Raw genomic sequence first — 12,200 nt, 5'->3', positions numbered from 1 at the left:
GGCGGCCATGAGGTTCTTCAAACCCGATCGCCCCGTATCCACGGTCGGCGCGCTGGCGGATCTGCGCAACGCCCTGCGCATCCGCCACCGCTATCAGGTCTGGTTCCTGGTTGCGGCAGCGGTCACCACCGGGCTCGTCCTGTTCGGCTTCTACAAGGACAGCTATTTCGAGAAGCCCTACAAGCGCGAGATCGTCTATTTCCAGAACTGGCGCGCCGATCGGACGGTTGAAGAGATCATCGCGCAGCAAGAGATCGACGAGCCGATCCGCCAGAAGAAACTCGCCGAGGAAAAGGCGAAGGCCGAAAAGAAGCGGCTGGAATACAAGAAGATCGACGACAAGCTGAAAGAATACGGGATTTGAACCACGCCGCGTGGATGGGGGCCGCGCTCGCGCTGGGCGAGCGTGCGCGCGGTCGTACCGCGCCCAATCCCAATGTCGGCTGCGTGATCGTCAGCGCGGATCGCGTCGTCGGGCGTGGCTGGACCCAACCCGGCGGCCGCCCTCATGCCGAGGCGATGGCACTGGCGCAGGCGGGCGAAGCCGCACGCGGCGCCACCGCCTATGTCACGCTGGAGCCGTGCGCGCATGAATCGGCGCGTGGTCCCGCCTGTGCCGACTCGCTGATCGCCGCCGGCGTGGCGCAGGTCGTCATTGCCCTGCGTGATCCTGATCCGCGCACTGACGGACGCGGCATCGCCCGACTCGAAGCGGCCGGAATCGCCGTGACGATGGGCATCCGCGCCGATGAAGCCGCGCGCAGCATGGCCGGCTTCCTCACCCGGCGCGCGCACGGCCGCCCGGCGGTGACGCTCAAGCTCGCCACTTCGCTCGACGGCTGCATCGCCCTTGCAAATGGAGAGAGCCGCTGGATCACCGGCTCCCGCGTCCGCGCCCACGCCCATCTCGAACGCGCCAGGCATGAGGCGATTCTGGTCGGCCGCGGCACCTTCGACATCGACACACCGAAGCTCGACGTACGGCTCGCGGGACTGGAAGATCGCAGCCCGCACCGCGTCCTCCTCTCTGCAAGTGACGCACCCGGCTGGGCCCGCATCGCGACACCCGAAGCCATCGCCGATCTCGACGGCGTCGATCATCTGCTGGTCGAGGGCGGTGCACAGACCGCCGCCGCCTTCCTCCGCGCCGATCTCGTCGACCGCCTGCTGCTGTACCGCGCGCCGATCCTGCTCGGCGGCAAGCCCGGCCTTGCCGAGCTTGGCCTCGCCACCCTCGATCCCGCGCATGGCCGCTGGAACCTGCACGATGCGCGAATGCTTGGCAGCGACCGGCTCGAGGTCTACGAGCGCGCCAGAGGATAGGATATGTTCACCGGAATCATCACCGATGTCGGCGCGATCGAAGCGATCGAGAATCGCGGCGACCTGCGCGCGCGCATCACCACCGCCTATGACATGACGACGGTCGACATGGGCGCGTCTATCGCCTGCTCGGGCGTGTGCCTGACCGTGGTCGACAAGGGCCCGGGCTGGTTCGCGGTCGATGTCAGCCACGAAACCGTCTCGCGCACCGCCGCACAATGGCAGGCGGGTCAGCGCCTCAACCTCGAACGCGCGCTCAAGGTCGGCGACGAGCTGGGCGGCCATATCGTCACCGGCCATGTCGACGGCGTCGGGACGGTGCTCGGCATCTGCCCCGAGGGCGACTCGCAGCGCGTCGGCTTTGCCGTGCCCGCCAGCCTCGCCCCGTTCATCGCTGCCAAGGGATCGATCACCATCGACGGCGTGTCGCTCACGGTGAACGAAGTGACCGACCAACCCGACGGCACCGCGCATTTCGCGATCAACCTGATCCCCCATACCCAGGCGGTCACCACGCTCGGCGCGCTCGCCCCGGGTCAGGCAGTCAATCTCGAGATCGACGTGCTCGCACGCTATCTGCAACGTATGGAGGCCGTCCGTGGCCAACGCTGAACTTTCCCGCCTGCCCCACGCATTCCTCTCCACGCCCGAAGAGATCATCGACGAGGCGCGCAATGGCCGAATGTTCATCCTGGTCGATGACGAGGATCGCGAGAATGAGGGCGATCTGGTCATCCCCGGCCAGATGGCGACCCCCGACGCGGTCAACTTCATGGCCAAACATGGTCGCGGCCTGATCTGCCTCGCCATCACCCAGGCGCGCGCCGACCAGCTCGGCCTGGAGCCGATGTCACGCCGCAACGGCACCAGCATGGGCACCGCCTTCACCGTTTCCATCGAGGCGAAGGAAGGCGTGACGACCGGGATTTCCGCCGCCGATCGCGCGCGCACCATCGCCGTCGCGACCGATTCGACCAAGAGCGCCGCCGACATCGTCTCGCCCGGCCATGTCTTCCCGCTCGTCGCGCGCGAAGGCGGGGTGCTGGTCCGCGCCGGCCATACCGAGGCGGCGGTCGACGTCTCGCGTCTCGCCGGTCTCAGCCCCTCGGGCGTGATCTGTGAGATCATGAAGGACGATGGCACGATGGCGCGGATGGACGACCTCGTCGCCTTCGCCCAGCTGCACAATCTCAAGATCGGCACGATCCGCGACCTGATCGCCTATCGCCGCCGCTACGACCATCTGGTCGAGCGCCGGGCGGAGTCGGTCTTCACCAGCCGCTGGGGTGGCGACTGGCGCACCATCGCCTTCTGGAACAAGGCGACCGGCACCGAACAGCTCGCACTGGTCAAGGGCCGCGTGACCCCAGACAAGCCGACCCTTGTCCGCATGCACGCATTGTCGCCCTTCGCCGATGTGTTCGGCGAGGCGGGCGACCGCGGCCTGATGCTCCAGCGCTCGATGGAAATCATCGGCGAAGAGGGCGCGGGCGTGGTGGTCGTGATCAACAAGCCGCGCGCCGACGCCTTCACCATGGCGGTCGAGCGCAAGGCGGGGAAACGCACCGAAGTCGAGATGGAGGAGTTGCGCGACTATGGCGTCGGCGCGATGATCCTCAACGAACTGGGGGTCGAGGAAATGGTGCTGCTCACCAACACCCATCACACTTTGGTCGGCCTCGACGGCTATGGCCTGCGCATCGTCGGTGAGCGCGCAATCGATCTGAAAGGCGCATAATGGCCAATATCCTGATCGTCGAAGCCCGCTTCTACGACCATCTCAACGACATGCTCCTCGCCGGTGCCCGCGCCGCGATCGAGGCGGCGGGTCACAGCCATGAGACGGTCACCGTCCCCGGCGCGCTCGAAGTGCCCGGTGCGATCGTGCTGGCCGAAGAGACGCAGCGCTACGACGGCTATGTCGCGCTCGGCGTGGTGATCCGCGGCGAGACCTATCATTTCGAGATCGTCTCGAACGAAAGCGCGCGCGGCATCATGGCGCTGACCATGGACGGCATCCCGATCGGCAACGGTATCCTGACGACCGAGGATGAGGCACAGGCGATCCGCCGCGCGGATCCGGCCCAACTGAACAAGGGTGGCGGCGCCGCCGAAGCGGCGCTCGCGATGCTGGCGTTGAAGCAGCGGCTGTAATGGCCCACCCGATCCTTTTCACCGAGCGGCTGATCCTGCGCCGTCCGGCGGCGGAGGATCTGGATGGCTGGGCCGCCTTCTCGGCAGACCCCGTGGCGACCGAACATCTCGGCGGCCCGGTCGAGCGCAGCGTCGCCTGGCGGCAGCTGTGCACCATGGCCGGCGCGTGGGAGATCAACGGCTTCGCGATGTTCTCGGTCATCGAGCGCGCGACCGGCAAATGGGTCGGTCGCCTCGGCCCGTGGATGCCCGATGGCTGGCCCGGCACCGAGGTCGGCTGGGGCGTTGCCGCCGAGTTCGCGGGGCGCGGCTATGCCTATGAAGGCGCGGTCGCGGCGATGGACTATGCCGTCGATGTGCTCGGCTGGGACGAGGTGATCCACACGATCGCGCCCGAAAACACCCGCTCGATCCGCCTCGCCCAGCGGCTCGGCTCGACCAACCTGCGCCCGGTCCAGCTTCCGGCCCCCTATGCCGAGGTCAAGGTCGACGCCTGGGGGCAGAGCGCGGCGCAATGGCGCGCGGGACGCGCGGCGCGGTGACCGAAATCCCGCCCAGCCGCTACAAGGTGGTCGAACGCGACCGCCGGCTCGTGGTGATCGATACGCTGACCGGCAAGCCGACCAGCACACCCGGCCCGGTTGCACCCGTGACTCGGCCCGAGCAGCGTTCCCCTGCCGAACGCCCGGTCACCGAAGACGAGCCGCGCCAGATCGACGATCGCAGCGGCGCGCAGATCCTGACGACCTCCCCGCTCTATGACCTCAAGGCTCCGCGCAGGATCGTGATGGGCGACCGTTTCAACGAGAAGATCGGCGCAGCGATCGGCGGCTGGCTGATCGCCCTGTTCTTCGCCTTCACCATCGCTTTCCTGATCTTCCCCTGGCTGATCGTCGTGCCGTTCGTGCTCGCCCTCCAGCCCAAGATCCGCGCGGCGCTCCGCCAATGGATCACCGCGCGGCTAGACGAGGTAGAGCGGGGCTAAAGAACGCCCAACTCCGTTACGCCTCCTGACGCGCAAGCGCCGGATAATCGATATACCCCTCCGGCCCCTGGCTATACCACGTCGCCATGTTGCCCTCGTTGAGCGGCGCGCCAGTGCGCAGCCGTTCGGGCAGGTCGGGATTGGAGATGAAGGTGCGGCCAAAGCTCACTGCATCGGCCACCCCGCTGTCGAGCACTGCCTGCGCCGCTTCGCGCGTTACATAGTCGGAGTTCACCACCAGCGGGCGGTCGAATACGGTGCGGATCGCCGGGCTGAGCTTGGGCACATCGGTGCGGCCGAACGTCCCCTCCGGCCCCGGCTCGCGCAGTTCCAGGAAGGCGATGCCGAGTTCGGACAGGCGCTTGGCAGCCGGCAGGAACAGCGCATGCGGATCGCTGTCATCGACCCCCTGGCTCTCGCCATTGGGCGAAAGCCGCACCGCGGTGCGATCGGCACCCGCCACCGCGACCACGCGCTCGGCGACTTCGCTGAGCAGGCGGATGCGATTGTCGACTGACCCGCCATAGGCATCGTTGCGATGATTCGCGCCATCGCGCAGGAACTGGTCGATCAGATAGCCATTGGCGGCGTGGATCTGCACGCCGTCGAACCCGGCATTGAGCGCATGTTCGGTCGCGCGGGCATAATCCTCGATGATGCCGGGAATCTCCGCAAGATCGAGCGCGCGCGCCTGCTCCGATGGCTGCCGCCCTTCATAGGTGTGGAAATGCCCCTTGGTCTGGGTGGCCGAGGACGACACCGGCTGCTCGCCCGTCACCGCGCTGTGCACCTGTCGGCCCATGTGCCACAGCTGCGCGACGATGCGCCCGCCTGCGGCATGCACTGCTTCGGTCACCGGCTGCCATCCTTCGGCCTGCGCCTGCGTCCACAGCCCCGGCGCGAACGGCCAGCCCAGTCCCTGACGGCTGATCCCGGTCGCCTCGGAAATGATCAGACCCGCCGATGCGCGCTGCGCATAATATTCGGCCATGATCGCGGTCGGCACACCGTCGCGTCCCGCACGACCACGCGTCAGCGGCGCCATCAGCACGCGATTGGGCGCTTCGATGGCACCAAGGCGGATCGGATCGAACAGGTCGGACATGCGGGTCTCCAAATCAGTTGCGTTGCACAAGAGTTAGGGCGCTAAGGGCGACATGCACGACTCCAGCCCGCCAAGAAAAGTTGCATCCGTAACAAGCAGCGCTGCATTGCCCTTCGCCGCGCTGCTGCTGGGCAATCTCGCGCTCGCCTTCGGGCCGTGGTTCGTCCGCGCCGCCGATGTGGGGCCGGTGGCGGCGGGGTTCTGGCGGCTGACGCTCGGCGTCCCGTTCCTGTTCGCGATCATCCTGATGAGCCGCGGCAATGCGGTTCAGGGGACGCGCGGCCTGTGGGGCGTGTTGCTGCTGTCGGGAATCGCCTTTGCCGCCGATCTCGCCTCCTGGCATGTCGGCATCCTGCACACGACGCTCGCCAATTCGACGCTGTTCGGCAATTCGGCGACGCTGATGTACCCGATTTGGGGGTTCTTCATCGCCCGCGCCTGGCCGACGCGGCAACAGGGTCTTGCGCTCCTGCTCGCCGCGATCGGCGCCGGACTGTTGCTGGGTCGCTCCTATGAATTGTCGCCCCAGAACCTGTTCGGCGACCTGCTCTGCCTCCTCGCCGGAGCGCTCTATACCGTCTATTTCATCCTGATGGCCCGCGCGCGCGAAGCCATGGCACCCTTGCCCGCGCTCGCCTGGTCCAGCCTGTTCGGGACGCTCCCGATGCTGCTCTTCGCCTGGGCGCTGGGGGAGCGCATCTGGCCCGAAAGCTGGACCGTGCTGGTCGGCCTCGCGCTCGCCAGTCAGGTCATCGGGCAGGGGCTGATGATCTATGCGCTCGGCCATCTCTCGCCGCTCGTCGTCGGAATCGCGCTACTGACCCAGCCGGTGGTCGCCGGAACGGTGGGCTGGATCGTCTATGACGAGCGGCTGGGCGTGCCGGATTTCCTGGGCGCCACGCTGGTCGCGGTCGCGCTTGTCCTCGTCCGACGCGGCAAAAGCCCTCCGGGACAGGTTGCGTCGAACGAGGCAGAGGTTAAAACGTGAACATGACCGATGTTGCCGACATGACGCTGGACGAGCTGCGCGAAGCGCTTTCGCCGCACCTCGCGCCCAATGCTGCCTTTGACGGCTGGAGCGCGGCGGCGGTCACCGCTGCGGCCGATGCGATCGGCGCGGACCACGACATCGCCCGCCTCGCCATTCCGGCCAAGGCGGTCGAGATGATCGACCTGTGGTTCGCCCATGTCGACCGGGAGATGGCACAGCGTCTTCCGCCCGAAACGCTGGCCGCGATGAAGATCCGCGCCCGCATCACCGCGCTCGTCGAAACCCGGCTCGACATCCTCGCGCCCGATCGCGAAGCGTTGCGCCGCGCGGTCGCGATCCTTGCCATGCCCCAGAATGCGGCGCGCGCGACCCGCCTGGGCTGGCGCTCGGCCGATGCGATGTGGCGGCTCGCGGGCGACACCGCCACCGACTATAACCATTATACCAAGCGCGCGATGCTGGCGGGCATCTATGCCGCAACCATTGCAGTGTTCCTCAACGACGACAGCGAGGGTCAGGCAGAAACCCGCGCCTTTCTGTCGCGGCGGATCGAGAACATCATGCAGTTCGAAAAGGCCAAGGCAAAGCTGGCCGCGCGATCCGACCACCGATTCAGCATGTCGCGCTTCATCGGCCGCCTGCGCTACAACGCACGGTGAACCCGCTTCCCTATCCGGCACTTCATGCCAGCCATGGCGGCATCTGGATTGCGACGGCGGAGGGGACACGCAGCATCGGACGCGGCGAAGCCGTGCGCATCGCCGCCGATACGCCGGTCATTCTGCTCAACGCGCCGCTGACGGCGCAGCGGCTCGGCTATCCCGACCTGTCGGGACTCGACCTGCTCGAGCTGTTCGCCTTTCTCCGCCCCGCGCGCTTCATGGTGCCAACCCCGCGCGGCGTGGCGCGCGCACTGGGTATCGCCGAGCCAGCCGATGATGCGGCAGTTGCCCCGTTCCTGCGCGACGCTGCCGAAGCGATGCTGGCGATCGCGCAGACCGACTGGCCGGAACGCGAGGGTGCATGGCACGCCGCCCAGTCACTCGCCAAATTGCGCTGGAGCTGGGGGCCGGCGGTGTCGCAGCGGCTGACCCGCCCTGAACAGGCCGAACGCTGGCTATTCTCGCGACTGCCCGAATGGAGCGAGGGCGCGCCGCGCACGCCGCCGCGCACTGTCGCGCTCGATCCCGACGCGGTGCGTGAACGGCTGGCTGCGCTGACCGGATCGGGCGCCGAGGTGCGCGCGGGCCAGCTTCTCTACGCCGATGCGGCGGCCAGTGCCTTTGCGCCGCGCACGATGCGCGATTCGCCCAATCTGGTGCTGGCCGAAGCGGGAACCGGCATCGGCAAGACGCTCGGCTATCTCGCGCCCGCATCCCTCTGGGCGGAGCAGGCCGACGGCGTGGTGTGGATCTCGACCTTCACCAAGGCGCTGCAACGCCAGCTGGGCCATGAGGGCGAGCGGCTGTTCGCTGACCCCGAAGAGCGCAAGCGCCGCATCGTCACGCGCAAGGGCCGCGAAAACTATCTCTGTCTGCTCAATTTGGAGGACGCGCTGCAGGGCGGATTCGCCGGGCGCGCCGCAGTGCTGGCGCAGCTGGTCGCGCGCTGGGCCGCCTATACCGCCGATGGCGACATGGTCGGCGGCGATCTGCCCGGCTGGTTGCCAGTGCTGTTCCGGCGCAACGGATCCACCGCGCTGACCGACCGGCGCGGCGAGTGCGTCTATGCCGGCTGCCCGCACTACCGCAAATGCTTCATCGAGCGCGCCGCTCGGGCCAGCGCCGACGCCGACATCGTCATCGCCAATCACGCGCTGGTGATGGTCAACGCCGCGCGCGGGCGCGAAACCGCCACCCGCCCCACGCGCTATGTGTTCGACGAAGGCCATCACATTTTCGACGCGGCCGACGCGATGTTCGGCGTCGCCCTGTCGGGGCAGGAGACGATCGAGCTGCGCCGCTGGATCACCGGGCCGGAGAGCGGGTCGCGCGGGCGGCGGCGCGGGCTGGCCGCGCGACTGTCGGATGTCGCGAGCTATGACGACGCCGGCGCGCGCGCAATCAGCGAGGCGGTGGATGCCGCGCGCGCACTTCCCTCGGATGGCTGGCTGCAGCGTCTGGCCGAGGGCCAGCCCTTCGGCGCGATCGAGCACCTCCTCGCCGCTGTGCGTGGCCTTGTCTACGCCCGCGACACCGACGGGTCGGGCGAAGCCGGCTATGGCATCGAGACCGAACTCGCCGAACCCGACGCCCAGCTGATCGACGCGATCCCGCCCGCCGCCGCCGCGCTCGGATTGCTGCTGCGCCCGATGATGGCGCTCGGTCGACGGCTGGAGGCGGTGCTGGACGAGGCGCCCGACTGGATGGACGGACAGGCGCGCGCTCGGATCGAGGGTGCGATCGCCTCACTCAACTGGCGCGCCGAAACCGTCGCCGCCTGGCTGTCGCTCGTCGCCCGCATCGGCGGTCCCGCCACCGCCGACTTCGTCGACTGGCTCGCCGTTGAACGCATCGAAGGGCGCGAAATCGACATCGGCATCCACCGCCGCTGGCTCGACCCGACCAAGCCGTTCGCCGAAACGGTGTTGAAGCCTGCACATGGTGCGCTCGTCACCTCGGCGACGCTGCGGGCTGGCGGGGATTGGGACGTCGCCGAACAACGCAGCGGTGCCCAGCACCTCGCGCATCCCGCACAACGGTTCGAGGCCGCTTCGCCATTTGACTATCCACGCCAGGCCGAAGTGCTGATCGTCACCGATATCAAGCGCGGCGATATGGGCGCGCTCGCCGCTGCCTATGCGCGGTTGATCGTGGCGGCACAGGGCGGGACGTTGGGCCTGTTCACTGCGATCCGGCGGCTGCGCGCAGTTCATACCCGCATTGCCGACCGGCTCGCGCGCGAAGGCCTGCCGCTCTATGCCCAGCATGTCGATCCGATCGATACCGGCACGCTGGTCGACATCTTCCGCGACGATCCGCGCGCTTCGCTGATCGGCACCGACGCGCTGCGCGACGGGGTCGATGTGCCCGGCCACTCGCTCCGGCTGGTGGTGATGGAGGGCGTACCCTGGCCCAAACCGAGCGTCCTGCACGCGGCGCGGCGGCTCGCCGGGGGCGGCAGCGCCTATGACGACCGCATGGTCCGCGCCCGGCTTGCCCAGGCGTTTGGTCGCCTGATCCGCCGCGCCGATGACTCGGGGGCGTTCGTTCTGCTCTCCGCCGCAACGCCGTCACGCCTGCTCGACGCCTTCCCCCCCGGCACCCCGATCCGCCGGCTGACACTGGATGAAGCGGTCGAACATGCGCGCCGTCTTTCCTCCGTCGCATCGCTGGGGCAGAAGGCGCACGAAACCGCCGATCCGGAGGGCCGATGAAGACGTTGACGGTATTGCGCCACGCCAAGTCGAGCTGGGACGATGCCGTCGCCCGCGATTTCGACCGTCCGCTCAATGCACGTGGGCAAAAGGCGGCGGTCACGGTCGGTCGTCATATGCGGAGCCAGGGACTGAGCTTCGATCATGTCGTCGCGTCACCCGCGGTCCGGATCACCGAAACGGTCGAACAGGTCGAGACCGGCTATGGCAGCGCGCTGGCCCCCGCCTGGGATCGGCGCATCTACCTCGCCTCCGCTGCGACACTGATGGACGTGGTGCATGAGCTGCCCGCCGGAGCGGACAGCGCGCTGTTGATCGGCCACAATCCGGGCCTTGAGGACCTGATCCTGATGCTGGTGCCCGATCGCACCGGCGACGCATTGCGCGATGCGGTGGAGGAAAAGTTCCCCACCGCCGCACTCGCGGTGATCACATTCGAGACCGACGATTGGGGTGCGATTCGTACGAACAGCGGCACGCTGGTGCGCTTTGTCCGCCCGCGGGATCTCGATGTCGGGCTGGGACCGGAAGACTGATCAGCCGTCTTCGGTGAGCGCCACCTGCAGCGAGTCGCGCACCGCACGCAGCGAATCAGTCCGCCCGCGCCGCGCGCCGCGCTCGGCATCAAGCAGCCGCTGCACGCCCCGGATCGAATAGCCCTCGCGGCTGAGCAGCGAATCGATGCGCCGCACAAGCGCCACGTCGTCGGGGCGATAGTAACGTCGTCCCCCGGCGCGTTGGAGCGGTCGGAGCTGCGGAAAGCGCGTTTCCCAATATCTCAATATATGCTGCGGGCGCCCGATTTCCTGCGCAAGCTCACCGATCGTCCGGAAGGCTTCGGGGCCCTTCTCCGGACCGGCTGCCATGTCATCCCCCGTTGACGATCCGGTCGCGCAGCATCTGGCTGGCCCGGAAGGTCAATACACGGCGCGGCGCAATCGGCACCTCGACCCCGGTCTTGGGGTTGCGCCCGATCCGCTCCCCCTTGTCGCGCAGCACGAAGCTGCCGAAGCCCGAAATCTTGACATTCTCACCCTTGGCCAGCGCTTCGCACATATGGCCCAGAATTTGTTCGACGAAGCGCGCGGCGTCGGCGCGTGAAAGTCCGACGTCGCGATGCAACGCGTCGGCGAGATCGGCCCTGGTCAACGTCGCGGCGGCTGCCATTCTTAACCCTCCTGCCCCGTCTTGTTACCGTAACACATTGATGGACTGGTGCAACCATCGTTGCGTGCACGTTACGATACCGTAGTATTACGGCAAGACCGGTGTCGCCAGCGCTTAGAAGCGCACCGCCGCCGCGCCCCAGGTAAAGCCGCCGCCCATTGCCTCCAGCACCAGCAGGTCGCCAACCTTGATCCGCCCGTCGCGCACCGCCGCGTCGAGCGCGAGCGGAACCGAAGCGGCCGAGGTATTGGCGTGCTGATCGACCGTCACCACGACCTTTTCGGGTGCGAGGCCCAGTTTCTTGGCGGTGGCGTCGAGGATCCGAGCGTTGGCCTGATGCGGCACGACCCAGTCGACATGCTCCGGCCCCAGCCCCGCGGCGGCGAGCACTTCGTTCATGACGGCGGCCAGATTGACCACGGCGTGTCGGAAAACTTCCTTGCCCTTCATACGCAGCTTGCCGACCGTGCCGGTGGTCGAGGGTCCACCATCGACATAGAGCAGCTGATTGTGCCGCCCATCGGCGTGGAGCTTGGTCGCGAGCACGCCGCGCCCGCCAGCGACCGCCGTCTCCTGCGCCTCCAGCACGATCGCACCGGCCCCGTCGCCGAACAGCACACAGGTGGTGCGATCTTCCCAGTCGAGTATGCGGCTGAACGTTTCCGCACCGATCACCAGCGCGCGATTGGCGCTGCCCGCCCGGATCATGCTCTCCGCGACCTGCACCGCGTAGAGAAAGCCCGAGCAGACCGCTGCCACGTCGAACGCGACGCAATCGTCGATGCCCAAAGCCGCCTGCACGCGAGTGGCGCTTGCCGGAAAGGTCTGATCGGGCGTCGCGGTCGCCAGCACGATCAGGTCGATTGCTTGCGCGTCGATGCCCGCCGCCGCCAGTGCCACCCGCGCGGCGTCGGTCGCCAGCGTGGACGTCGTCTCGTCATCCCCGGCAATATGGCGAAAGCGGATGCCGGTACGCTCGACAATCCATTCGTCGGTGGTGTCGACCTGCTCGGCCAGCTCGGCATTCGACATGCGGCGGCGCGGCAGCGCCGATCCCGTTCCGGTGATCACTGCACGCCGCATGGTTGCGACGGCGCTC

Annotated in this window: 15 protein-coding genes; 11 read left to right on the top strand and 4 right to left on the bottom strand. The window is 67.8% G+C overall.

Going from position 1 to position 12,200, the window contains the following annotated elements; genetic code table 11:
* Positions 1–7 precede the first annotated feature (7 nt).
* From KYX69_RS09215 to KYX69_RS09185, 7 genes are read left to right on the top strand one after another with little or no spacing between them, the layout of a single operon-like run.
* Positions 8–364: a hypothetical protein gene (locus tag KYX69_RS09215; protein WP_300496357.1), complete on the top strand. Its 357-nt coding sequence runs from the start codon at positions 8–10 to the stop codon at positions 362–364.
* Positions 361–1,323: a bifunctional diaminohydroxyphosphoribosylaminopyrimidine deaminase/5-amino-6-(5-phosphoribosylamino)uracil reductase RibD gene (gene ribD / locus KYX69_RS09210; protein WP_300496355.1), complete on the top strand. Its 963-nt coding sequence runs from the start codon at positions 361–363 to the stop codon at positions 1,321–1,323. The genes KYX69_RS09215 and ribD overlap by 4 nt, the downstream gene beginning before the upstream one ends.
* Positions 1,324–1,326: 3 nt before the next feature.
* Positions 1,327–1,935 carry a riboflavin synthase gene (locus KYX69_RS09205; RefSeq protein ID WP_300496353.1) on the top strand — a complete coding sequence of 203 codons (609 nt, stop codon included), beginning with the start codon at positions 1,327–1,329 and terminating at the stop codon, positions 1,933–1,935.
* Complete coding sequence (gene ribB, locus KYX69_RS09200) at positions 1,922–3,061, top strand: 3,4-dihydroxy-2-butanone-4-phosphate synthase (protein WP_066660254.1); 1,140 nt, start codon at positions 1,922–1,924, stop codon at positions 3,059–3,061. Before KYX69_RS09205 ends, ribB begins: the two co-directional genes overlap by 14 nt.
* Positions 3,061–3,477 (top strand): 6,7-dimethyl-8-ribityllumazine synthase, encoded by a 417-nt coding sequence (ribH, locus tag KYX69_RS09195; protein ID WP_066660257.1) that lies wholly within the window; start codon positions 3,061–3,063, stop codon positions 3,475–3,477. The genes ribB and ribH overlap by 1 nt, the downstream gene beginning before the upstream one ends.
* Positions 3,477–4,019, top strand: coding sequence for a GNAT family N-acetyltransferase (locus KYX69_RS09190; protein WP_066660260.1), 543 nt, complete (start codon positions 3,477–3,479; stop codon positions 4,017–4,019). Before ribH ends, KYX69_RS09190 begins: the two co-directional genes overlap by 1 nt.
* Positions 3,992–4,462 (top strand): hypothetical protein, encoded by a 471-nt coding sequence (locus KYX69_RS09185; protein ID WP_300496348.1) that lies wholly within the window; start codon positions 3,992–3,994, stop codon positions 4,460–4,462. Before KYX69_RS09190 ends, KYX69_RS09185 begins: the two co-directional genes overlap by 28 nt.
* 16 nt (positions 4,463–4,478) lie before the next feature.
* On the opposite strand, the gene KYX69_RS09180 is transcribed toward KYX69_RS09185, so the two are convergent.
* A complete protein-coding gene (locus KYX69_RS09180) occupies positions 4,479–5,567 on the bottom strand; it encodes an alkene reductase (protein WP_300496347.1) in 1,089 nt (362 codons plus the stop codon).
* 52 nt (positions 5,568–5,619) lie between these two features.
* Between KYX69_RS09180 and KYX69_RS09175 the strand changes: the two genes are divergently transcribed.
* From KYX69_RS09175 to KYX69_RS09160, 4 genes are read left to right on the top strand one after another with little or no spacing between them, the layout of a single operon-like run.
* Positions 5,620–6,555 carry a DMT family transporter gene (locus KYX69_RS09175; RefSeq protein ID WP_300496345.1) on the top strand — a complete coding sequence of 312 codons (936 nt, stop codon included), beginning with the start codon at positions 5,620–5,622 and terminating at the stop codon, positions 6,553–6,555.
* Positions 6,556–6,557: 2 nt separating this feature from the next.
* Entirely contained in the window at positions 6,558–7,217 is a 660-nt protein-coding gene (locus KYX69_RS09170; protein ID WP_066660273.1) for a COQ9 family protein, read from the top strand.
* Positions 7,214–9,934, top strand: coding sequence for an ATP-dependent DNA helicase (locus tag KYX69_RS09165; protein WP_300496342.1), 2,721 nt, complete (start codon positions 7,214–7,216; stop codon positions 9,932–9,934). The genes KYX69_RS09170 and KYX69_RS09165 overlap by 4 nt, the downstream gene beginning before the upstream one ends.
* Positions 9,931–10,470 (top strand): histidine phosphatase family protein, encoded by a 540-nt coding sequence (locus KYX69_RS09160; RefSeq protein WP_300496340.1) that lies wholly within the window; start codon positions 9,931–9,933, stop codon positions 10,468–10,470. The genes KYX69_RS09165 and KYX69_RS09160 overlap by 4 nt, the downstream gene beginning before the upstream one ends.
* Here KYX69_RS09160 and KYX69_RS09155 read toward each other — a convergent pair whose 3' ends face one another.
* From KYX69_RS09155 to KYX69_RS09145, 3 genes are all read right to left on the bottom strand, one after another.
* On the bottom strand, positions 10,471–10,800 hold the full coding sequence (locus KYX69_RS09155) for a MerR family transcriptional regulator (RefSeq protein WP_300496338.1): 330 nt from the start codon (positions 10,798–10,800) through the stop codon (positions 10,471–10,473).
* A 1-nt stretch (position 10,801) separates the two neighbouring features.
* Entirely contained in the window at positions 10,802–11,101 is a 300-nt protein-coding gene (locus KYX69_RS09150) for an integration host factor subunit alpha (protein ID WP_300496336.1), read from the bottom strand.
* A gap of 114 nt (positions 11,102–11,215) precedes the next feature.
* On the bottom strand, positions 11,216–12,184 hold the full coding sequence (locus tag KYX69_RS09145) for a beta-ketoacyl-ACP synthase III (protein WP_300496461.1): 969 nt from the start codon (positions 12,182–12,184) through the stop codon (positions 11,216–11,218).
* Between the last annotated feature and the right edge of the window lie 16 nt (positions 12,185–12,200).

The organism is Sphingomonas sp. (genome assembly GCF_030145815.1).
GTDB lineage: Bacteria > Pseudomonadota > Alphaproteobacteria > Sphingomonadales > Sphingomonadaceae > Sphingomonas.
The sequence above is the reverse complement of the archived record's forward strand: the minus strand, read 5'-3'. Positions and strand labels throughout refer to the sequence as shown.